The organism is Spirosoma harenae, assembly GCF_054776975.1.
This window is the reverse complement of the sequence record NZ_BAAHBD010000013.1, coordinates 281,707-305,379: the sequence shown is the minus strand read 5'-3', so window position 1 is coordinate 305,379 and position 23,673 is coordinate 281,707. Positions and strand designations below refer to the sequence as shown.

Here is a 23,673-nt window from a genome sequence, read left to right as displayed (position 1 = left end):
GCCACAGGCAGGAGCCCAACAAAGCGGTCTGCAGAAACCTGTAGAGCGATGCTTTCATGAAGATTAGGTTGGTTTGAAAAAATAAGTAAACGCATCAATATTAGATTAGTTAAATTATATTTCAAAAGCCGATAGTGATAAAAAAATACAGATTATGTTATCAAAAAGATATTAATTATAGAAATAGTGAAAATTGAATATAGTTAAACAGTTCATTGATAGGGAGTTATATTTGATTTTATGTTGAATATTTTATCTTTTTTTTAAAAAATTAAAGATTAGTTAAATCTGATTTAGTGGCCAAAATTTATGAAATATTTATCCAGTTATTTGTTGCAAAAAATCAATTTATTAATTGCTAAACACCTAATTATACTTAGTGATTTTGGAAGTTAGTTAGTATAAATACTTAAGTAAAGTAGTTAATTTTTTTGTCTTTTTGAATTGCATTACTTAGTGAATTCTTGTAATAATTTTAACATAATTATTACTACTTTTTTGAATAAAAATTTGTGCTATATGGCTAAAATCTCAACGAACAAAATGACTACTTTTTATTTTTATGCGTACTACCGAAATCCTAAGGTGACGCTGCATAAAGGAGAATGCCGATTTTGTAAAAACGGCAAGGGCATGCAGCCCAATAAGCCTGGGTATCTTACTGGGCGTTGGCGGGGAAGCTATTCAAGTTTTGAGCTTGCGCTGGAAGCAGCTCAGGAAATAAGCCAGGGACTTAATGTTTCGCCAACTGTTTGCCAGCGTTGCCTGTCAGGTATAGACATATTCTCCTAAAAGAGGAATGCGTTTGTCAATTAACATGTATTAGTGGCTTACTGTTGCATTGGCTAACATTTGCAATGTTGTGGACTCATAGACCGACAAATTAGCATCGCGAACTTGAAGCATGATAGGTCGAATTGGGCAGGTTTCCTCATCGGCACAATCATCGCAACGCACGTAGAAATTCAGGGATACACAGGGAGTAGGCGCAATTGGCCCATCGATAATCCGCACAATTTGCGCCAGGTTAATGCGCTCAGGGTCAATTCGTAACAAATAACCTCCGCCTTTTCCCTTCTGACTTTGCAGCACGCCATGATTTCGTAATTCAAGTAAAATCGTCTCCAGGAATTTTTTGGGAATGTGTTCTTTTTCTGAAATCGTAGCGATCAGAACGGGACCATTTCCAAATTCTTCCGTCAATACCTTCAGGGCTTTGAGCGCATATTTTGCTTTTTTGGAGATCATGTCGCGAATGGTTTTAACGTAACTACGTTGCTTACTAAGCACAAATATAGTGTACTTTTTATAATAGTACTCTAATTCTATAGATATTATAAATAAATGCTATTCAAAGCCAGCTATTCGTTACAAAAATTGAACTCATTGAATACCGGGTTTTCGATAGACTATTTGCCAATGTGTTGATAATCAATTTTTTGATAAATTTTTGGAAAAGAAAAGAGTAATAATCACCTTTGTCTAGTAATTAACAAGATTATGCTTGTTCGTTTTGTCTAAAACGTTTGCAAATAAGTAACGCTATCCCGTAAACGTAGGTTGAATATCAACGCTTCAACAACAAAGTAATAATGAAGACAATTGCCCAGCTGCCAGTATCAACCAGTGATTTCACAGGTCACGTAACTTACCAGATTGACGGTTTCGATCGGCTGAACTTTGTCAGTGATATTATGAGCATAGTTCCTGAGGAAGAAGATTGTACAATACGGGCTATCAGTTTTGAAGTCAGTGGTTGGCGGGCCAGTGGCCGATTGACGATTCAGATGCGGGAGAAGAACAGGCAAAAAAGCGGACTTATGAGTAAACTACGGGCTATTCGTGGCGTAGTACGGGTGCTGGAAATTGTTAGTTAACCGGTTTATACCAATTGGTGCCTACATTCGACTAATAATACATCGTAATTGCCTACTTAGTCGGAGATTCATGGTAAAAACAGATTTCGATGCGGTGGTGGTGGGCTCAGGGCCCAATGGCCTGAGTGCGGCTATCACAATGCAGCAGGCCGGACTTTCTGTATTGATACTCGAAGCAAAGGATACGATAGGTGGAGGATTGCGCACGGCAGAATTAACGTTGCCGGGTTTTAGGCACGATGTCTGTTCGGCGATTCACCCGCTGGCGGTGGGTTCTCCTTTTTTTCGAAAACTTCCCTTAACAGATCATGGTCTTGAGTGGATTGAACCACCCGTATTAGCTGCTCACCCATTCGATAAAGGGAAGGCCGCTGTTTTAAAATCATCGGTGCAGGAAACAGCCGAGTTATTGGGCGCAGATAGCGTACGTTATCAGAAATTATTCGGGAAGCTGGTTCAGCGTTGGCCTGGCATTGCACCTGATGTATTAGGGCCATTGCGTTTTCCCAGGCATCCAATTGATATGGCCAGCTTTGGATTGGATGCACTTTTACCGGCTACCCAATTTATTAAACGATTCAAGACGGCCGAAGCTCAGGGATTATTAGGTGGAATGGCTGCTCACGCTATCCAACCTCTGAGTAACATAGCTACTACGGCTATTGCACTAGTGCTAACAACAGCCGGACATCTCTATAATTGGCCCATTCCAACGGGCGGTTCACAATCCATCGCCAATGCCTTGGCTTCCTATTTTCGATCACTCGGTGGGAAAATTGAGACGGGTCGATTAGTCCAGTCGCTCAACGATATTCCTGCCTCGCGAGTCGTCTTGTTTGACGTAACCCCAAAACAATTACTCCGAATTGCTGGAGATCAATTTTCTTCCATTTACCGAAAGCAACTGGAACATTATCGCTACGGCATGGGTGTGTTTAAAATCGACTGGGCGTTGGATGGACCTATTCCATTTACGGCACCGGAATGTCGGCAAGCTGGGACGGTGCATATTGGCGGTACGTTCGACGAAATTGCGAATGCCGAACTGGCAACGTCTAGAGGCAAACATCCTGAGAATCCGTTTGTTCTAGTAGCTCAACAAAGTCTGTTCGATGATACCCGCGCTCCGCAGGGTAAGCACACAGCCTGGGCGTATTGCCATGTACCGAACGGCTCAACCGTTGACCGGACAGAAGCGATTGAACGACAGATCGAACGATTTGCACCCGGTTTTCGCGATCGTATTCTGGCGCGGCATACGATGAATTCGCACCAAATGGAGCAGTATAATCCAAATTACATTGGGGGCGATATTAACGGCGGTGTTATTGACATTGGTCAGTTATACACTCGACCTGTAATCAGTCTGTCGCCCTATAAAACCTCAGCGACTGGACTATTTATCTGCTCATCCTCGACTCCTCCGGGCGGAGGAGTTCATGGCATGTGCGGCTATCATGCTGCCCGTGTTGCCTTACGGGAAGGTTTTGGAGTGGCTATCAACTGAATTTATAACTATTTATAATCCCGGTACCTTTTTCATCAGGCCTTTAGGCTTATACCGAAAGCGTTTGCCTGCTACAAATCGGATATATTCTGAATCGGTGCGGAGGAAATTGCTAAACAACGCTCGGTTTGTTAGTACAGCGGAAGCGTAAATACCTCCATAGTAGCGGGGTGAATTATAACCTATTGTTATCGATCCCTGCCCTTGCCAGCCTAGTCCGATATGGTTCAGTGCGGGTTGATCGGTGAACGTCGATTGATTGACCAATAGCGATAAACCTGGTCGTACCCCAAGATTGATAAAATAGTATTTCCCCAGAATAAATGTCCGCAAATAACCAGCGTCGACACCAATGGCGAGTGAGCTGAATCGCCGGGCTGTCAATTCTGCAGAGAAATCAGATTCTATTAATTGGGGTATCAGGCTGGAATCTGCCCGGATTAGTTGATAGGTGAAGAAACTGCCTACTACCCAGGAACCTGCATTTTTTCGCTGCCCTTCGCGCTGAAGCAAACTGGCCGGGATCGATAACCGAAGCGGGTTGAACAAATAATAGGCATGCGTAGAAATGGTTTGACTGATCAGGTCATTGCGGTACGGATAAGTCGGCTGAAACGCCAGCCAATTAGTGGCAATCACATCAGGGTTTGCAATATAAAACCCTCGGTAAAATTGGTACTGCGCCGAAGCCCAGAATCGGCGGTTGTTATAATTTAAATTGAGGCCGAAGGGTTTTGTCTTACCTTTCTGAACGGGACTACTGCCGGGTAAGGGCATATTAAACGTTAGTTCGGTACCTAGCCATTTATAGTTAAATCCGAGTCCTAATGTCCAGGCCAGATTAGGTTTATACTGTAATGAGTGAACAGAACCTGGTAAGCGAATACTAAAATTCCGCCGGTCGCTTACCAGAAAAATGTGCAGTCGACTATAATACGTTGTTATATAAGCCGGATCGACGCGGGGTGCTTTGGTTTTGAGTAGCGTATCTAGTGGTATTCCCAATAATTGCACTCCCTGTGCATACAACTGAAGCGAAGTCGTGAGCAACAGCAGGCTGATGAATAACCTCATTTTCCCCGGCCGGAAACCTGTCGGTAACAGAAATGCTCTGACGTAAATAAGAACAGGTAAATTTCGCGCCATAGACTATTAAAAATCGCTAGTCGACTATTAGCATAATCATTTGAAACATAGAATGTTTGTAATAATGGACGCTGACCCATTTAATACGAAAAAAACCGCCCCCAAGACGGTTTTTAAGTAAGTTAAACGCTCTCAAAAAGAGCTGTTGGATAAAGCGGAAAGTACCGCAGGATTTACCAGATCGGTACGCTTATCGGTACCGATCTGGTATAGAAATTAGGCAAGGACATCGTCTGCGGGCACAAAGCGAGACTCTTCTGGTAATGGTTGATCAGCAGTAGGCAATTGAGCTAATGCCTGTTCGATATCCTCTTTAATATCGTCAATATGTTCGATTCCAACCGATAATCGAAGCGAAGTTGGGGTCACACCAGCCGTCCGTTGTTCGTCCTCCGAAAGCTGAGAATGTGTTGTACTGGCCGGATGTATAATAAGTGTTTTTGAATCACCAACGTTGGCTAAATGGCTGATTAGCTTGAGGTTATTCACAAACGCTTCGGCCCGCGCCTTGTCGCCTTTGAGTTCAAATGACAGTACGCCACCAAACCCGCGTTTCAGATATCGTTTTGCCAACGAATGGTAGGGGCTGCTTTCCAGACCTGGGTAATTTACACTCGCTACCTCGGGATGTTGCTGGAGCCAATTCGCCAATGCAAGGGCGTTTTCGACCGTTCGTTCAACGCGGAGGGTGAGTGTTTCAAGGCCCTGAAGTAATAAAAACGAGTTAAAGGGAGCCTGCGATGCACCCCAGTCGCGAAGGCCTTCAACCCGCGCCCGGATGATAAACTGAATATTGCCAAAGGGTCCGCCAATGCCGAAAACATCGTTCAGCACAAGGCCATGATAGCTCGGCGATGGTTCGGTAAATTGGGCAAACTTGCCATTCCCCCAATTGAACGTACCGGCATCCACAATCACACCACCAATGGTCGTGCCGTGTCCGCCTATCCATTTTGTCGCTGATTCGACAATAATGTGGGCGCCGTAGTCAAATGGGCGTGCAATGGCACCGGCGGCTCCAAACGTGTTGTCGACAATGAAGGGCAAGTCATACTTCTCGGCTAATCGGGCAAACGCTTCGAAATCGGGTACGCTATATTCTGGGTTACCAATCGTTTCGACGTACAGGAATTTCGTTTTTTCATCGATCAGCCGCTCGAAGCTGTCAACTTTATCGCCGTCGGCAAATCGAGCTTCAACGCCAATATTTTTAAAGGAATTTTTAAACTGATTATATGACCCACCGTAGAGATAGGACGACGTTACGAAATTGTCGCCGACGGTCGTGATGTTATTGATCGCAACAAACTGCGCAGCATGTCCCGAACTAACAGCTAAAGCGGCTACACCACCTTCCAAAGCTGCGATGCGTTTCTCAAACACATCATTGGTTGGATTCATGATGCGGCTGTAAATATTGCCAAACTCTTTCAGTGCGAACAGATTAGCGCCATGCTGTGCATTGTTGAATACATACGAAGTTGTCTGATAGATAGGCACCGCACGAGCGTTAGTTGTTGGGTCGGGCTGCTGACCACCATGTAGTTGAAGAGTTTCAAATCGCAGATTCTGGCTCATAATAGGTTTATGGTTTACGTTGTACAGTAATTAAAAGGTTTGTTGATGAAGGTACTACCGTTTGAAGGGTTTAGAAATAGTTGACTAATATGAATATATAATCCATGAATTATATAGATTAATAATCAAAATAATAAGCCAACTGAATGGCTTGTGGAATTGATTACGTTTTCTGCCCTAACGGAAAAAACGAAGGTGCGGCAAAGGTGAAAAGCAAAATTCAGTTCTGCAAGAAAAATGTAAAAAAATGATTATCAGTTGATTAGGTAAATACTCTATCGGCTATTGGGATTTTATAGCAAAACGTTTCTTAAAGAGCGATTTTGTCATACTGAGCCGGCCGGCCGGCTCAGTATGACAAAATGCTTATTTAGATATAGGCTATGCAATCCATCTCGACTAGCGAATTGCCGGGAACACCGCCGTAAACGGCAACCGTTGTCCGTACGGGGGGCTTGCTGCCAAACCGACCTTTATAGACTTCATTCATGCCTTTGTAGTCGTTCAGATCGTGTAGAAATACACTCACTTTCAGGACTTTTTCCATCGATGAACCGGCTTTTATCAGTTGCTTTTCCATCTCTTTGAGTACTTCATCGGTGTGGACTTTGATATCGCCTTCTTTGTGATATCCTATCCCAGCCACGAACACCATATTACCTAGTTTAGTGGAAAGAGAAAATAAAGGCACATCCTGATGATTGACTACATTGAATACCTCTTTTTCAGCTGCTGGAGCTGCAACTTCGGCCACTGGTTCAGCTATCGCTTTATTGGCAGCACCTAGACCAACTATTCCAGCCGCAGAAGCAAAAAGTCGTTTTAAAATGGAACGGCGTTCGGTTTTCATACAATAAGTAACTAGTTAAAAGTTGTTTTTACGTTTAAATGATAGTTTGTTGATGAAGGTTCTACCTATTAATTGAGGCCCATCGGGCTGACAATTCCGTTTAGATCGTAGACGATTTTACCGCCTTTGATGGTCATTTCACATTCAAATTTCTGCTTACCAGCCAGCTTATAACCCGTCTTATCATAAAACCCGAAGTTCCCCTGACGTATACTCAGAATGGCTACATCGGCAATAGCACCTACCGATAGATGGCCTAAATTTTCGCGCTTGATGACTTGAGCAGGTGTCCACGTACTAGCTTTAATTACGCTGGGAATATCTTCACCCATTGCCACGAATTTCGACATGATACTCAGTATATCTTTCATGGAATTGTTCATGCTGCCCGTGTGTAAATCGGTGCTGATGGTGTTTGGGTAAAACTTATTTTTCAGCGCCGGAATTGCCTGTGAAAAATTGAAACTGGCACCACCATAGCCAACGTCGAATACAATGCCACGCTTCCTGGCTTCCAGCGCAAAGGGTTTCACGGTTTTAGTCTCTTCATCGACAATTGTTTCGCGTACATTATTGGGCAATAGCGTGTACGTATGGGTAAAGATATCGCCCGGACGAAGGTGTTTCAGGAATAAATCGGCTAAAGGTAGTGGGGGTTGGCTCCCACCAAAATCAACCATAATCGGCATATCGGCCAGTTTCCCAGCAGCTACGGCATGATCGACAGATGCCCAGCTTGATCCCTGATAGTGAGCGACTTTGAATCCAACTACGTCATTTTTGTTTTCCAGTGCGACTTGAGCGGCTTTGGCTGGGTCCATGTCGGTGGTATCCTGCTCGTATTTGCCACCTCGCATTCCTTCGCCCACAATGTTCATGAAGGAGAGCACTCGTGTTTTGGCGGTGAGGATCACATTCTTCTTGAACAAATCGAATGATTTCCAACCGGCTCCACCTGCATCGACAATGGTCGTTACGCCAACCCGAAACGTAAACCCATCGGGCGAAACTGCATTTTGTCCGTTGCTTAAGTAATGATTGGCCTCAGTGCCGTAAAATACGTGTCCGTGAATGTCGATCAGGCCGGGCGTTACGTACATCCCTTTGGCGTCGACTACTTGCCTGGCCTGTTTGGCATCGATCGATTTGGCTACTTCAGCAATCTTGCCATCTATAATTGCGACATCCATTATGGCGTCGATGTTATTCTTTGGATCAATTAACCGACCGCCTTTGATGAGTATCGTATACTGCTGAGCTGTGGCCCAGTAGCTTAGGCAAATGAATAAAAATAGAGTAAGTGTTTTTTTCATAGGGCCGGGTTTTGTCGTAGAAGAAAGTAATTGAAATCTTCCCGTGTCTGTGTCCTCACAGACACCTTTCCGGTAGGTTAATCTTTGCTGACGCATAGGTGTCTGTGAGGACACAGACACAGGAAGACTCCAATTACTTTTATGACCTAAAACTTCAAATGGGTTAGACTGACGCTTTGGATAATTCTTCTTTCAATCGGGTCGCGACAATTTTTTCTTCACCCGGTTTTAGCATCCAGGTGGTCATATTGATGCCATTCGATTCATTTAAGACGATCTCAATCGACGGGTTGCCGTTTCGCAGACCTTCCTGTAACGCTTTGTTCGTCAGGTTAACTTTTGCCGAATCCCAGGTGAATTTTAGCGTTGGCGTGTGATTGCCAAGCTCTGGCGCAAAGGTTTCGACATTTACGCCTTTAACACTCTTCGCTGCATTGGCAATGTGGGCTGCGCGAGCTTCCAGCATTTTCCAGTCTTTGTCCTGATCGCGGGCGATGAATTTTTCCAGGGCTACATACATGCCCAGTACTTCTTCCTTATTCACTTTCATCCCGCGCCCGATGGTCGAACCGCGTGGAGGCATACTGAGTCGCGCGGCATCGATATACATTTTTTTGCCCATCAGTAGCCCCGCGCTCTGCGGGCCTCGCATGGCTTTACCGCCCGATACACAAACCAGATCGAAGCCCATGTCGTTGAATTTCCAGAGATTTTCAACGGGTGGGACATCGGCAGCAATATCAATCATCGTCGGAATGTTGTGCTTCTTACCCATCTCAACCCACTGCTGGTGCATGATTTTTCCTTTGTCGGACTGGATGTTCAGGAACCAGAGCATCGCCGTTTTTGGGTTGATGGCTTTTTCAAGCTCTTCAACGGTTTCGATAAACACAATCTTACAACCCGTATTCATCAGCGCGTGAGAATAGCCAACATTGTGCCCTTTCTGGATGATGACTTCCGATTTAATATCGGTACCTTCCAGATGCGGCAATTGCTCTACTTTTTTCTGATCCATACCCGTCAGAACACCTGCCAAACCGAGCGTCATGGCCGAGAAGCAACCCGCTGTTACGACTGCTGATTCAGCATGGGTTAAGGCGGCAATTTTCTCCCCGACTTTCGTCTGTACGTCGTCCAGCATCATGAACTCTTTGGAAGAAGCCAGAATGGTGTTGACAACATCGTCTTCCATCAGCGAGCCCGTCATGGCCGTATAGGTTCCGGCGGCATTGATGAACGTACGGATACCTAGTTCTTTGACCAGATTCCGAGGAGCCAAAACGGGTCCCGCCAATACGGTTGATAGGGGAGCTGCACCGCCAAACATGCCGCCAACCAATGGCAGGGTCGATAAGTGTTTGAGTAAACTTCTACGATTAAGCATGATTGTTTATCTAGTCGAGGTTTTGTAATTGGATAATAAGTATGTGGCTCAAAGACAGTGTACTACAGTACTTGAATACAGCTATTTTATACCTCCTGAATGATAGGGATTTGATGCCGTTTGTCCGAAACAGTATCTACGATAAATACGCGATGCAATCCATTTCGACCAGCGAATCGCCGGGGACGCCTGCGTGTGTAGCTACTGTTGTACGCACCGGAGGTTTGCTGCCGAATCGGCCTTTAAATATCTCGTTCATGCCCTTATAGTCTTCGAGATCGTGCAGAAATACACTCACTTTCAGAACTTTTTCCATCGACGAACCGGCTTTGATTAATTCTTTTTCCATCTCCTTTAGCACATGATCGGTGTGAGATTTGATGTCGCCCTCAAAGTGAGCTCCGATACCAAAGATGAAAACCATGTTGCCCAACTTCTGAACGCTCGAATACAAAGGAATATCCTGATGCGTGACTACGTCGGTGACCTCTGCCTCAAGAACTGCATTAGTGTTTTCAGGTGATTTGGATTGACTTGGTGTGGAAACGCTCAGCCCGGTCAGGCTGGCGACAGAAGCGAAAAGCCTTTTTAAAATAGAACGACGCTGGGTTTTCATGGGATGAAGGTTATGGGTTACGGAATTTGGTTTACAGCATCAATCTTCCCGTGTCTGTGTCCCCACAGACACCTATACGTCAGCGAAGATTAACCTGCCGGAAAGGTGTCTGTGAGGGCACAGACACGGGAATCACGTACTTTTTACAAGACTGTTTATCCGGCTAGTATAAGCCGTAAGTCGAATAGTATCAACAATTTACTTATCCCACCAGACGACACTTGAGAGCGTGTTGGTACCACCCTGACGGGTACGGGCTTCGAGGAAGTTAGTTTTGTTGTACGTTTCTTCTGAATCGGGAATCACAAAGCGGGTCGGAATTTTGCCGCCGGTCAGGTTTCCGGGATAATTGGTTGGCGTAAGCACTGGATAACCCGTACGACGCCAGTTCGAGAAGATTTCGTATTCATCTTCCAGGAATAGCGACACCCATTTCTGCGTTTGAATCTGCTCCATTTGTTGCGCTACTGTACCACTGGCTTTGTACGGATTCGCCGTCAGATAAGCGTTCATTTTTGCCTCCGAAATCACTCCACCCGTGCCAAACAATGACCATTGGCGCATCCCGGCTTTTACTGCATTCGGGTAAGCCGTTGCCGCCGTTGTTCCACTAGCCCAGCCACGTACCGACGCTTCAGCCAGCAGCAGATTGGTTTCTGCATTGCCAAAAACAATCAGGGGAGCGCTGTATTTTAGGAGCGTATTTGGATTCGGTTCAGAGAACGAGTTGAAATTAGCAGGCAGATTATTGTAAGCCGCGTTCGGCATTCCACTTTGTAGTGCAGTCGTTGTATCAGCCGTGAATGTTTTGTTATCGGTCGTCGTCCAGACGATGGAGAACACGTTCAAACGCGGATCTTTCGTGTTTTTCAGATAATCGATAAACGTTTTGGCAAACTTGCCACCTTCCACATTATCACCACCGGGCGTAATGTAGTCGGTACTAAGCAGAGCAGCGGCAATAAAGTTACGGCTGGCAACCTGCGAACCATCGACATAAGCAATGACAGCTCGGTCGGCATCGTCTAGAATAACGCCACCCGCAATCGCTTTCTCAACCCATGTTTTGACCCCAGCGGCATCAACTTCGGTCATACGCATACCCAAACGGAGCATCAGCGAATAAGCAAACTTTTTCCACTTTGTTATGTCGCCACCATACATCAGATCGGCGGTTCCGAATGTCCCTTTGGTTGCGTCGAAAGCCTTGATCGATTCGTCAAGTTCTTTCAGTAAATCGGCGTAAATGGCTTGTTGCGTATCGTATTTCGGGCCGTAGTTTTTGTCGGAAAGCGCTTTTCCTGCGTCGAAATAAGGAATGTCGCCATACATATCCGTCATGCGGTGGAAAATGTAGGCTTTCCAAATCCGCGCTGCCGACAGTTTATTGATATTAATCGGATCTTTTGACACAGCATCGATAACCTGACGGATCGAAATGACAGCTCCCTGTCCGGCTAATGTTCCGGCGTAAGCATTCCAGTTACCCGTCGAATAGCTGTAATTGAAGTACTTATCACCAGCCGCCGGAACCTCTTTATAGGTAGCAAATTGCTGCATCGACTGCCCAATCGTCAGATAAGCCGCGCCAGAATAGTTGGTGCTTACGCCATCCAATAGCGCTCGTGTGAACAGGTATTCGGGTACTACTTCGGAATATTTATTCGGGTCCACGTTCATCTCCTCGAACCCTTTGTCGCAAGACGACAAGAGCAGGAGTGCAGGAACTATGTAATGTATTTTTTTGAATAAACGCTTCATTGTCAGAAAGTTTTCGGTTAGAATTTCACCATTAAGCTCACACCAAGACTACGCGTACGGGGTACGCCAAACGCTTCCAGACCTTGTGCATTCGTGCTGGTGTAACCTGATTCAGGATCGAAATACTGGTTCTTTTTATCCTTGTATAGAATAGCCAGATTGCGCGCTACGAACGAGATAGAAGCTGATTGTAATTTCAGGAACGACAGTTTGTTAACAGGCAGATTGTAGCTCAGTACGATCTGACGAAGTTTGATGAAATCGTTGTTGAACATGAACATGGCCGTGTAATTCTTGTCGTTGTCGTAATACGTATCGACATCTTCTTTCGCCCAGGTTTTAGAGAACGGATTCCCTTCTGGTGTTACACCCGTTACGGTCACACCCGTTTCACGACCTGGCAGCGTTTCCTGTGGCAGACCGAAACGATAGGCATACTGATACAAGTTTGAGTACACGATGCTGCCGAATTTGCCATCGACCAAAATATTCAGTGAGAAGTTTTTGTAGCGGAAATTATTGGTAATCCCCATTGTCAGTGGAGGAGTGCCCTGACCGATTTCTTCGAGATCACCCCGAACAGCGTAGCCACTAGCCGTGTTGAACACCACATTGCCAGCAGCATCAGTTTTCTTGCGATACCCCCAAACGGTTCCGTAAGGGCGATCCAGAACGTTACGAACCAGTCCTCCGCCAACGCCTGTACCCACGTCGATACCCGTCAACCCATCAGCCAGCCGCTCGATTTTGCTTTTGTTGTAGGCCATGTTGTAGCTCAAATCCCAGCTAAAATCAGCGTTTTTGATTGGCGTACCCGTCAGTAACAATTCAACCCCTTTGTTGCTTAATTCCCCTACGTTCAACAGCGCAGAGGTGTAACCCGATGATAGCGCGATGTTCGATGTAACGATGTCATTCGTGGTTTTCCGGTTATAGTACGTCAGGTCGATACCCAGTCGGTTATTAAAGAATTTAGCTTCGATACCCGCTTCCGATGTTGTAGAAGTCAGCGGTTTCAGATCGGGGTTTGGTACCTGTGATGACGATAAAACCTGCACTGGACGACCGTTGTGGCCACCTTGCTGCATCGAGTAGTATTGATAAATCTGGTATGCATTCACCGTAGCACCACCCACTTGTGCCCACGAAGCGCGCAATTTGGCAAAGCTGAAGGCTCTAGGTAATTGGAACGCATCCGACAGAATAACCGAACCACCTACTGACGGATAGAAAATGCTATTGCTTTTTGGATTCAATACCGAGAACCAATCCTGGCGACCAGAAACCGTCAGGAAAGCCATGTTTTTATACCCAAAATCCGCCGAGCCAAACACCGAATTGATCGCACTTTTCATGTACGTTGGTGTGGTCGTAAAGGCAGCGAGGTTGGTGTAGCTGTAGAAATACGGTACAGTAAATTCGCTACCGGCAATCTGCGTCTGGTCGTAGATAGACCGTTGCGCATTAGCACCAGCGAGCGCAGAGAACGTTAAATCCTTGAAAAAGCTGGTGTTGTAGTTCAGCGTTACCATGCCATTCGTTTCCGACGACGTTACCTTCCGACCATCATACGTACCGAGTGGCTGATAAGCGTTATTAGTTGGCTGGACGTATTCCGACGAGAAACTGTACGAATCCTGGCTTACGCTTCCTTTGATGAACAGATTATCCAGAATGTCGTATCGGATGCTTCCCTGGGCAATGAATCGGTTTTTGATGTCATCGTTCTTGAACTTGTTCACCACGAAATACGGGTTTGGTGCAGCCGGAACCGGGTTCCATTCCATTTCTTTACCCGTTACAGGATCATAACCTGGAGCCAGACTACGAATGTCTACAACGTTGGCAACCAGATAGGTAGCCCAGTGTGGGTTCATGTCGGCATACCCAACTTTAGGCCGGTTTTGGCCTTCTTCGTAGTTATACTGGAAAACCGTTTCGACGCTCAATTTTTTGCCCAGAAAGGCATTCATGTTGAGGTTGGCGATGCGACGAGTAAATGACGAATTGGGTACGATGCTATTCGACTGCGTATTGTTCAGACCCAGCCGGAAATTCATCGTTTCATTACCGCCCGTGAAAGCAACCGAATTGATGTAGTTGCTGCCGGTCCGATAGAAATTCTTCAGGTTATCTTTCTGTGGCGAATATGGGTGAAGTTGACCATCAACCTGAATTGTAGGCTGACCATCCATACGAGCACCATACGACAAACGTCCTGTACTTTTCGCTTCCGTAACCGTTGTTGGTTTCTTGCCATCAAGACCCTGACCGTATTCGTACTGCCAGTTTGGAATCACGGCAATATCTTCAAATGTCGTGTTGCTGTTGATTTCAACGCCAACACCTTTTTGACCACGTCCTTTTTTTGTCGTAATCAGAATAACCCCATTCGACGCGCGGGCCCCGTACAGAGCCGCAGCAGGTCCGCCTTTTAATACGCTAATCGACTCAATATCATCGGGATTAAGGCCGCCGATACCATCGCCACGGTCAACGTTCATACCGTTACCATCAGCGGTCGTGCCACCACCCGGAATGCTGTTATCCATCGGCATTCCGTTGATTACATAAAGAGGTTGGTTGTTACCATTCAGCGAACCGTTACCTCGAATCACGATTCGGCTGGAACCACCGGGACCCGTTGCCATACCTGTAGCGTTTACCCCGGCAATTTTACCCGTCAACGCATTGGCTAGGTTGTTTTCACGAGCCTGCGTAAACTCACTTCCTTTTACTTCTGAAACGGCATAGGCCAACGCTTTTTTCTCTTTCGAAATACCCAGCGCCGTAACGACTACCTCGCTCAGACTCGTAGCGCCTTCTTTCAGGCCAACGTTAATAATTGACTGACCAGCTACCGGAATTTCCTGCGCGGTAAAGCCGATGTACGAAAAAATAACCGTAGCCTGCGCATTTGTCAGGCTCAGGGTGTATTTCCCGTCGCTGTCGGTTACGGTTCCTTTCACAGAACCTTTCTCCAGAATGGTTACGCCGGGCAATGCCTGGCCGTCGCTGGCGTTGGTTACTTTGCCGGTAATAGTCTGGGCCAAAGCCGGTAAACTCAGTAACCAGAGTGTAGTACATAGCGCGCCCAATCGCGTGGGCCACTTGAGTAACAAATAGTTCATAAGCAGACAGATGGTTTGATTAGTTAGGTTATTAGTAAGAGTATGTTGCAAATAATGCAGAGTTATTTTGCATTATTTGCACAAATAAGAATTAAGTAAGTGTTAAATCCAATGAATATACTGATAATTTGCAGATAATTAGTAGATATTGTGCAAATAATGCATTTTTGGTCCTAATTTATAAAGTTTACTTGCGAAAAGCCGCAGAATGTTGCAGAGAGATGTATATCATGCAACTTTAATTGAGCGTGAATATCATTGGATGGGTAAGAGTCTACGCTTATCGTTCTTTTAGTCGAATAATAAATCTTGTGTTGCGCTTTTTATGTCAATAAGTCTCTTAAAAGAAGAACGTAAAGACTTAATAGTCAGAGAAATAAATCTCCACACCCGCGTAAATTTGACTGATCTGGCGGCAACGTTAAACGTATCAGAAGATACGGTCCGGCGTGATATCAATGATTTATCGGACGAAGGGAAGTTGATTAAAATTCGGGGTGGTGCTATGTCGAAGGCTTATCATCACTCCTCACGGATTCAGGAAACATACGCGCATACAAACAAGAAAGCAATCGCCGAAAAGGCATTGGCCTTGCTTCACGATGGTATGTTGATTCTGATTGGGGGAGGTACTACCATTCGGGAGCTTATCAAGATGATTCCCCCCGAACTCAAAGCCACCTTCATTACTGTTAATCCGCTGACAGCGGTGGAATTGCTGGATAAACCGAATCTGGAAATCATTATGATCGGTGGGCAGATTTCGCGGTATAGTCAGATGAGCGTTGGTGGGGAGGTCTATCAACGATTATCGGAACTGCGCGTCGATCTTTGCATTATGGGTACCAACGCGATTGACGCCAAAGAGGGTCTTTCTGACTCTGATTGGGAGACAGTTCAGGCCAAAAAAGCCATGATTCGCGCAGCTGATAAAGTAGCAGTACTGGCGATTTCTGAAAAGATGAACAGCGTGATGCGGATGAAAATTGCCGATCTAAATCAGGTAGATTATCTGGTTACCGAACTTGCGGCTGATTCGCCCCAGCTTTCGCCCTACAAGACGGGTAAAACGATGGTTCTCTAGTTGATTCACGGAAGGATTTCAATCTGCCGAAGCCAGTGAAGGCAACGGCCAAACCACTCGTCGAACGTGGGCGTTTTTAAATAGCCGTGATCGCCTTTGGCATACACATGCAGATCGGTTGATACTCCATTTCGCTGTAAGGCCTCGTAAAAAATTAAACTATTCGCTACAGGAACTACTTTGTCATCGCCCGCATGCGTTAGAAATGTGGGTGGTGTCGATGTATCGACGTGTTCTTCGTTGGAATACTGCCTGATTTGCTCCGGAGTAGGCGTTGAGCCTAGCAAATTGGTCCGCGTTCCCGAATGCCCGATGCGTTCAGACAAACTAATAACTGGATAAACCAGAATCATAAAGTTGGGCTTAACGCTTACGCCAGATGGGTTATCGATGTAGGATTTGGCGAAATGCGTTCCGGTTGTGGCTGCCAGATGGCCACCCGCTGAAAAACCCATAATTCCCAGTTTCTCGGGATTGACCTGCCATTCGGCCGCTCGTTCACGGATGAGTTTGAGTGCTTGTTGCGCATCCTGCAAGGGACCAATGGATTTATCCGTCATGGTTTTGTCGCTCGGCAACCGATACTTCAGGACGAAAGCGGCAATACCCATTTTGGCAAATGCTTCGGCCACATCGTAGCCTTCCCGTTTTATCACTAATACGCCATACCCGCCCCCCGGACAGATGACTACAGCCGCACCGCTGGGATTGCTATTTTTGGGTAAGAAGATCGAGAGAGTAGGATGGGAAGTCTTGGAAACTACGCCATCAGGTCGCCGTACTTCCTCATCGGGTGTGTTCAGAGAATTGGGAATCTGACCCTTATATAAAGGAATTTCCTGCTGTCCAACACTCGGCGTTATCGTCCAGATTAGGGCAATGGTATATAGAAAGATGATTCTAAGCATTTGAGGGGCAATATGATTTGGTTTCTGATTGTACACAAGTGAGAGGATGGAGGAAAATTACTTATCAGATTCATACCATAAACTAATCAGCTTTAACTTCTCGGTTAAAAACCAGTAGATTAGCTGCTCTAAAAAGGCTCACCCGATTCCAGATTATGCTACTGATTTTACTGCTTAGTTTTCACGCGCTTTTCGACTATGCTGATAAACCACTACAGGTGAATGACAAGGTTTACCTACACTCGACCGGGGGATTGATATTGCGAAAAACGCCGGCAAAAGATGGCGAGAAAATTACTCTGTTGCCATTCAATGGGCAGCCTCTTACGGTAATAGCTGCTCCAGAATCTGATAAACCATACACGGCTGAACAGATCGGAGCATTTGCTGTAAAAGGTAATTGGGTAAAAGTGAAAACGGAGAGGGGGTTGGAAGGGTATTTGTTTGATGGGTATTTATCACGTTACCAGCCGATTAACTCGGAGAAAATGGATGGTAGTATTGATGTAATTGATGGATTTTATCGCACGATTTCGCCAGTGAAAGGCAAACGAACGACGTTGCCGCCAACTAAAGGTGCGATTGAGCGGTATCAGCAGCTTTATACGGATGGTGCTCGGTTTGAAGAGCAACAGTATCAGGGTGGTGTTACACACTTTCTGGAGTTACCCCAAACTAAATTTACCCTGCAGGAAGCGTTCGTGTTGTTTCGGGCTGCGTGGTTCGCTAAAGAAAAGACTACGGGTAAATATGATGCCGCCAAACAGCAATTGACGATTGATGGCGTCGATGGGTATTCGCAGTTGATAATCCAGCCGAAAGGCGACCGATGGCTTCTCCAATTTTCAAGCGCCGATTAGTGCTGATTACCTAAGCTCAATTTCGTCAAGTGCCAGCAGTGCAGCTTTGCCGGGGTTTCGCAGACCCGCCGGAACGTGGCCTATCGTACGGGCAATGATCCGTACGTAACGGGCCGTTGTCGGCGTGAAGTCGAAAGGGAGTCGGGCAATGCCGCGCTTTCCGCCTTCAGCAGCATTGGTTTTTGCGGTTAAAGTTGGCGTAAACGTCTTGCCATCTTCCGAAACCGAAATTTCCACTTGCTTGGGCAGGCAAATGTTTCTGGCTGTATACTTCAGGAAACCAACTCGTACGCTTTCTATCGATTCTGATTTGCCAAGATCAATAACCATATTCATGTCGCTGCTGAAAGCGACCACCCCCGCTATTTCATATCCACCTATGCTGGCTGTATTGCCATCGGTTAAACTGTAATTTTTATCGGGTCGGCCACTGGTTGGGGCATTCAATAGGGTGTACGGCTTGCCTGTTGCCTTCGAGATAATGTACTCTTTTTCCACTTTTGCCAGTTGGCTGAGCGGTTTCTTATCCAAAAAAGTCGCTGTCCGAATCGTCGTGGATTTCGTGAGAAGAATTGGACTTTCATAATGGGGTGATTCGCCCGATGGAATTTGACTGTTCTCGGTGTAGCGAATGTCTGGTGTGGGCATATCAGTTCCCTGGGTGCCCGTTGCAATTGTAAGACTTACTTTGCCATCTGCAGTTGGTTGAGACGTTGGAATTGCATCATAGATAGTACGGGCGTAGTTTACGTCCAGATTAGCCAATCGTTTCGTATGAATGGCGAATCGACGGAGGAAATCATCGTAATTTTTTTCCGACAATGGCGTCCAGACAACTTCGGCCAGGGCGGCTGCGCGGGGCCAGATCATGTATTCAACCTGTTGCTGAGTCGGTATATACTCTGTCCAAAGATTCCCCTGCGAACCAAGGATGTGTCGGGCGTCTTCAGTCGATAGTTCTGCTGGTGTTGGGTTGTAGGAATATACTTTTGCCAGTGGCAATGAACCACCAAATCCCGTTGGTTCCTGACCCGGATCGCCCTGAAAATGATCGAAATAACAAAACTGGCCGGGTGTCATTACGACATCATGCTGTTGTCGAGCAGCCTGAACTCCACTTTTTATGCTCCGCCAGCTCATAACCGTAGCCCCAGCCGATAACCGAAGTTTGGGATTGGCCCCTTCCAGAATTTCATCCCAACCAATAATCCGCCGACCCTTTGCCGTTACGAACTGATCGATGCGCTTGATAAAATAGCGTTGTAATTCCGTCGCGTTTTTAAGCTTCTGGCGTTTAATTAATTGTTGGCAAAATGTACTTTGTTGCCAAACCTTTTTCGGGCATTCATCACCACCAATGTGAATGTATTTTCCTGGAAACAAGTCCATTACTTCGGTTAATACATCCTGTAAAAACGAAAAGGTCTTCTCGGTCGGGCAAAACACATCGTCGAATACACCCCATTTAGTAGCCACCTGATACCCTTCCTTGGGCGAACAACCTAGTTCGGGATAAGCCGCCAAAGCCGCCAGTGCGTGACCAGGCAATTCGATTTCCGGAATGATATTGATATATTTTGTAGCGGCATATCGCACTACCTCCCGAATCTCATCCTGCGTATAAAAACCGCTATAGGGTTTGCCGTCGAACACTTGCGGATCGTAATCATCGTAATGACCAACAATCGTTTCAGTTCGGTGTGAGCCTATCTGTGTGAGTTTAGGGTATTTTTTGATTTCGATGCGCCAGCCCTGATCATCGGTCAGATGCCAGTGGAAATTATTGAATTTGTGCAGCGCCATCAAATCAAGGTATTTCTTGATAAACGATACTGGAAAGAAATGCCGACATACATCAAGGTGAAGGCCCCGATACGGATAGCGTGGGCTATCCTGAATGCGGCAGGCTGGAATGGGCAACCTAGGTGGCAGATTAGACGAGCTTTTCTCCAGAATCGGCTCCTTACCCCGCGCTCCCTGCTCCCGGCGAAGAACGTCAGGAGGCAGCAGTTGATAAAGCGTTTGGACAGCGTAGAAGAAGCCAACTGGCGTAGCCGCTTCAACCGTTACAACCTGTGAGGTTATATCCATTCGGTAACCTTCTGCACCCATCGTCGTATCGCGGAGCGGGAGAAACTGAATAAGATTGCCGGGGGGTGAAACCTTATTCAACGTACGCACCGGAACGGTCAAACCGACACTCTGGTGGAGTTGATTCGCGAATTGTTCGACGATATTTTTTAGCTCCGTATCGGCAAATGGAACCATGATGGTTGTCGTCTGGCTGACGATAAATTCCCCCGCCCGTGTTTCTAATTGCGCCGGGCGAGGAATAATGGTATATCGATCGGAGAGTTGGCAGAAAGCGGGTATGCTGGAAAACGAAAAAAGGAGAATCGACAAAAATCGCGTAAACATAACGGGACAAGGAGAGTGACTTTGGGTAATCAAATGAAGTCTTTATGTACGTACAGGTTGGCTGGAAATCGTAGCATCTATTGACCAATTCCGATTTGACGCAATAAAATGTTGTTTTTTTTAGTTGTCATTTGTACTTTTACAAACTCAGACGCCCATAAAGGAAATAGGCCAGGTGATTTATTGATCACTTTGCCTTCAAGTAATTAGTCTCTGAACCATCCATTGCTAATTATCAGACCTGAAAGTATAACGGTCTTTTAGCGAAAAAGTAAGTGTAGTTCAGTAAAGAATTTCAGAGTGCGGCTATTGAATTGGTAGGGTTGAAGTAACACAGAGGAGTGCGAAGCCGCTTTAGTATCGAGTGCCATTCAGGTCGAATGGCGGAGTAGGTAACCACCGTAACTCACTGTTGTTAATGACAAAACTGTACCGACTTGTTGCGGCTGGCATTGGCTGCTCATTACTCGTCTCCGTATCGGCGATCGCTCAATCAAATCAGCTTCTGGCCCTGCATGTGGCCGCACCCGTCAAGGCACTAGCTGAGCAACGAACCCATAAACTTCTGGAAGAAGTCCCGGTTCATTTCTGTGGCGAAACAGTCCCAACCAATCATCCTGCCATAGTTCAACGCTGGATTCGTACGCTCAATCAGCAGGCTTCATTTGCCAGCGATTTAACCGTGTTAAAGCGTCGGGCTTCGGTTGTTTTTCCACTTATCGAACCCATTCTAAAGCAATATCGAATTCCGTCAGATTTTAAATTTTTGCCCCTGCTCGAGAGTGCAGTAATGAATCGGGCTGTTTCGCGGAAAGGGGCTGCCGGTTTCTGGCAATTGATGCCACAAACGGCTCAGTCGCTTGGTCTTAGCGTATCACGTCGGCACGATGATCGGTTTAATCTGGTAAAAGCAACACACGCGGCCTGTCGATACATCAATGAATTGTATGACCAGTTGGGCAATTGGATGTTAGTCGCAACGGCTTACAATGCTGGGCCAAACTATATTCAGCAATTATCACGTCAGCATCCTGACGTTCATCCGATGGCATTACCTTATCGGGCTGCTGAAACCAAAGCTTATTTATACCAAACAGTTGCGATCAAAGAATTGCTTACCCGCCCACAAGCCTACAGTGATCGGTTAAATAGCCGACACCTTGCCGCACTAAGTGAACGAACTGAGCCAATTGCATCAACCGAACGAGCGGATATTCTGGCTTCGTTCGATATGGATGAAAAAGCGTTTGAGAAGTTGACGGCCGGTCAGGATACCAGTCTTGCATTCGTAACGGATTCGACAACGACTGTTGTCTTACTCACGGACGATGAACCCGAATCCAAAACGGGAGTAACCCCGGAGAAGTCAGAACTGCTCACAAAGGCTGAGCCCGTAATACCTGCTGAACCTACGTCACCAGTAATTCAGCTAGTAACTCGAAGCTTGAGTGAAGGCCCTTTAGCTGAAGGGCAGTTATGCATATTTCAGGTAGTGCAGCCGGTAACAATCAATGGACGTACATTCGTGGTTGGCGATATGATCCAGGCGCATATTGACGTCATCGACCCCGGTTCTGGAAAAGTCTTCCTGCGCACCGAACGAATGACCGTATCTCAGACGCAGGAGTCAATCCCCATTAGTTTGGTGGCTACCGGCCAACCCCGGCAACCCGGTGTTACAAATCCCTTCCGCTTAGAAGGCTGGCGATTGACGTGGGAAGCACTTTGATAACGATGAGTGATGAACGATAAGTGATGAGTTTGTTAGCGTCAGCAAACTCATCACTTATCGTTCATCACTCATCACTAATTAATTACCTTCGGCCCCTGCTTGTTGATTTCGGAGACGTAGGCTTCACTGGTGATACCAACCGACAGGAACGCCTGCTGCATGGCGGCTCCGATCTGCTCGGCGGTTTGGGCATCGCGGCTGAGGGCGAACATCGAAGGACCTGATCCAGAAATGCTACATCCCAAAGCGCCGTTATCTAATGCTGCGTGTTTGACTTCGTTAAATTCCGGAATAAGAATCGATCGGACTGGTTCGATAATCACGTCAACCAGTGAACGGCTAATGAGATCGTAGTCTGGAGTCATCAGACCCGCAATAAGGCCCGCTACATTGCCCATCTGGGTGATGGTATTTTTTAGCGATACTTCATTCTTGAGAATAAATCGGGCATCTTTCGTATTGACCTCAATATCCGGATGCACAAGCGTGCAGTATAAACTGGCTGGCGTTTCGATGCGAATAACATCCAGCGGCTGATAACTTCGAACCACAACAAAACCACCCAGCAACGATGGACCTACATTATCGGCATGGGCCGATCCGCAGGCAATGCGTTCGCCTTCCATCGCAAAAGGTAACAATTTCATCGTCGGCAATGGACGGCCCAGTAGTTCGTTCACGGCAAATACACCCGCTACAGCGCTGGCAGCACTGGAACCCAGACCACTCCCAAGGGGCATCTGTTTATGCAGGACAATATCGAGACCTAGATCGAGCCGATTGATCTGTTTAAGATAAGTTTGAATAGCGATACCCGCTGTATTTCGACCTGCTTCACGTGGTAAACGGCCTTCATCACCAATAATGTCGGTGATTCGAACGCCAGGTTCCTCGCTGGTTGTCAGAATAACCTGATCGCCGGGATTATCGACAGCAAACCCAAAAATATCAAACCCACAAGCTACATTGGCAACAGTAGCGGGAGCAAACACACGAATAGAATCCACGATAAAAGAAGGGAAAACAAAGCGCAAAGGTAAGCATTCAGCCTGGAAATCAAGTTTGCTGAACCACTGATGCCGAAGCGAGATGTATTACCCTTATTTTATTCGTATGAAAGCAGAATGGCAGCCTTCAATACAAGGAGGAGATAAGGTAAGCGTGTCGTTGCGCACCGTAACCCGCTCGAAATAAGTAGCATTATTGGTAGGAGCGTAACGGATATGAACTCCGTTGGCAGTCGAATCCAGGCTAAACTGGGTATAAGATTGGTAGCTTTTTAATTTATCACCCTGCGCCTGAATCTTACCATCAGCAGTGAAAGTCAATGTTTGCTGGGGAGACGTTGGAACCTTGTCGACAATATAACCAGCGCCCGGCGAATACCCTGTTTCATACAATAGCCACGTTCCGGCCAATCCTTGTCCACGAACGGGTTGTACGTCAGAATTAGAGTGACAAGTAATCATGGATACCATCAGAAATAACGAAATGAGATAGTTCAT

19 protein-coding genes are annotated in these 23,673 nt (G+C 46.2%); 6 read left to right on the top strand and 13 right to left on the bottom strand.

The genetic code is table 11. The annotated features are described in order from the left end of the window. The first annotated feature begins 519 nt into the window (after positions 1-519). Positions 520-792: a hypothetical protein gene (locus ACYVE4_RS19730; RefSeq protein ID WP_461041927.1), complete on the top strand. Its 273-nt coding sequence runs from the start codon at positions 520-522 to the stop codon at positions 790-792. 30 nt (positions 793-822) lie between these two features. Here ACYVE4_RS19730 and ACYVE4_RS19725 read toward each other — a convergent pair whose 3' ends face one another. After that, entirely contained in the window at positions 823-1,248 is a 426-nt protein-coding gene (locus ACYVE4_RS19725) for an RrF2 family transcriptional regulator (RefSeq protein ID WP_461041926.1), read from the bottom strand. A 344-nt stretch (positions 1,249-1,592) separates the two neighbouring features. Here ACYVE4_RS19725 and ACYVE4_RS19720 point away from each other — a divergent pair, with 344 nt between their 5' ends. Next, a complete protein-coding gene (locus tag ACYVE4_RS19720) occupies positions 1,593-1,877 on the top strand; it encodes an ACT domain-containing protein (protein ID WP_461041925.1) in 285 nt (94 codons plus the stop codon). A 70-nt stretch (positions 1,878-1,947) separates the two neighbouring features. Continuing rightward, positions 1,948-3,384, top strand: coding sequence for a phytoene desaturase family protein (locus tag ACYVE4_RS19715; protein WP_461041924.1), 1,437 nt, complete (start codon positions 1,948-1,950; stop codon positions 3,382-3,384). A 12-nt stretch (positions 3,385-3,396) separates the two neighbouring features. On the opposite strand, the gene ACYVE4_RS19710 is transcribed toward ACYVE4_RS19715, so the two are convergent. The 8 genes from ACYVE4_RS19710 to ACYVE4_RS19675 form a co-directional block, all read right to left on the bottom strand. Beyond that, on the bottom strand, positions 3,397-4,530 hold the full coding sequence (locus ACYVE4_RS19710; RefSeq protein WP_461041923.1) for a DUF4421 family protein: 1,134 nt from the start codon (positions 4,528-4,530) through the stop codon (positions 3,397-3,399). A 216-nt stretch (positions 4,531-4,746) separates the two neighbouring features. Continuing rightward, positions 4,747-6,108 carry an O-acetylhomoserine aminocarboxypropyltransferase/cysteine synthase family protein gene (locus tag ACYVE4_RS19705; RefSeq protein ID WP_461041922.1) on the bottom strand — a complete coding sequence of 454 codons (1,362 nt, stop codon included), beginning with the start codon at positions 6,106-6,108 and terminating at the stop codon, positions 4,747-4,749. A gap of 370 nt (positions 6,109-6,478) precedes the next feature. After that, positions 6,479-6,958 carry a RidA family protein gene (locus tag ACYVE4_RS19700; protein WP_461041921.1) on the bottom strand — a complete coding sequence of 160 codons (480 nt, stop codon included), beginning with the start codon at positions 6,956-6,958 and terminating at the stop codon, positions 6,479-6,481. Positions 6,959-7,026: 68 nt separating this feature from the next. Beyond that, positions 7,027-8,271 carry an amidohydrolase/deacetylase family metallohydrolase gene (locus ACYVE4_RS19695; protein ID WP_461041920.1) on the bottom strand — a complete coding sequence of 415 codons (1,245 nt, stop codon included), beginning with the start codon at positions 8,269-8,271 and terminating at the stop codon, positions 7,027-7,029. A 163-nt stretch (positions 8,272-8,434) separates the two neighbouring features. After that, the gene (locus tag ACYVE4_RS19690; RefSeq protein WP_461041919.1) at positions 8,435-9,658 is read right to left on the bottom strand and encodes an aminotransferase class V-fold PLP-dependent enzyme; all 1,224 of its coding nucleotides are present in this window, start codon (positions 9,656-9,658) and stop codon (positions 8,435-8,437) included. 136 nt (positions 9,659-9,794) lie between these two features. Then, positions 9,795-10,274, bottom strand: a complete 480-nt coding sequence (locus ACYVE4_RS19685; RefSeq protein WP_461041918.1) for a RidA family protein — start codon at positions 10,272-10,274, stop codon at positions 9,795-9,797. A gap of 198 nt (positions 10,275-10,472) precedes the next feature. Beyond that, positions 10,473-12,035: a SusD/RagB family nutrient-binding outer membrane lipoprotein gene (locus tag ACYVE4_RS19680; protein ID WP_461041917.1), complete on the bottom strand. Its 1,563-nt coding sequence runs from the start codon at positions 12,033-12,035 to the stop codon at positions 10,473-10,475. Positions 12,036-12,052: 17 nt separating this feature from the next. After that, positions 12,053-15,166: a SusC/RagA family TonB-linked outer membrane protein gene (locus ACYVE4_RS19675; protein ID WP_461041916.1), complete on the bottom strand. Its 3,114-nt coding sequence runs from the start codon at positions 15,164-15,166 to the stop codon at positions 12,053-12,055. Positions 15,167-15,491: 325 nt separating this feature from the next. On the opposite strand from ACYVE4_RS19675, the gene ACYVE4_RS19670 reads away from it, so the two are divergent. Further along, entirely contained in the window at positions 15,492-16,250 is a 759-nt protein-coding gene (locus ACYVE4_RS19670; protein ID WP_461041915.1) for a DeoR/GlpR family DNA-binding transcription regulator, read from the top strand. 5 nt (positions 16,251-16,255) lie between these two features. Here ACYVE4_RS19670 and ACYVE4_RS19665 read toward each other — a convergent pair whose 3' ends face one another. Beyond that, positions 16,256-17,158 (bottom strand): alpha/beta hydrolase, encoded by a 903-nt coding sequence (locus tag ACYVE4_RS19665; RefSeq protein WP_461041914.1) that lies wholly within the window; start codon positions 17,156-17,158, stop codon positions 16,256-16,258. A 155-nt stretch (positions 17,159-17,313) separates the two neighbouring features. Here ACYVE4_RS19665 and ACYVE4_RS19660 point away from each other — a divergent pair, with 155 nt between their 5' ends. Then, positions 17,314-18,018, top strand: a complete 705-nt coding sequence (locus tag ACYVE4_RS19660) for an SH3 domain-containing protein (RefSeq protein ID WP_461041913.1) — start codon at positions 17,314-17,316, stop codon at positions 18,016-18,018. Between the two features lie 6 nt (positions 18,019-18,024). On the opposite strand, the gene ACYVE4_RS19655 is transcribed toward ACYVE4_RS19660, so the two are convergent. Next, the gene (locus ACYVE4_RS19655; protein ID WP_461041912.1) at positions 18,025-20,436 is read right to left on the bottom strand and encodes a glycoside hydrolase family 20 protein; all 2,412 of its coding nucleotides are present in this window, start codon (positions 20,434-20,436) and stop codon (positions 18,025-18,027) included. A gap of 418 nt (positions 20,437-20,854) precedes the next feature. On the opposite strand from ACYVE4_RS19655, the gene ACYVE4_RS19650 reads away from it, so the two are divergent. Beyond that, positions 20,855-22,165, top strand: coding sequence for a transglycosylase SLT domain-containing protein (locus tag ACYVE4_RS19650; RefSeq protein ID WP_461041911.1), 1,311 nt, complete (start codon positions 20,855-20,857; stop codon positions 22,163-22,165). Between the two features lie 77 nt (positions 22,166-22,242). Here ACYVE4_RS19650 and ACYVE4_RS19645 read toward each other — a convergent pair whose 3' ends face one another. Both ACYVE4_RS19645 and ACYVE4_RS19640 read right to left on the bottom strand, forming a co-directional pair. Then, positions 22,243-23,175, bottom strand: a complete 933-nt coding sequence (locus ACYVE4_RS19645; RefSeq protein WP_461041910.1) for a homoserine kinase — start codon at positions 23,173-23,175, stop codon at positions 22,243-22,245. A 93-nt stretch (positions 23,176-23,268) separates the two neighbouring features. Further along, complete coding sequence (locus ACYVE4_RS19640) at positions 23,269-23,673, bottom strand: hypothetical protein (RefSeq protein WP_461041909.1); 405 nt, start codon at positions 23,671-23,673, stop codon at positions 23,269-23,271.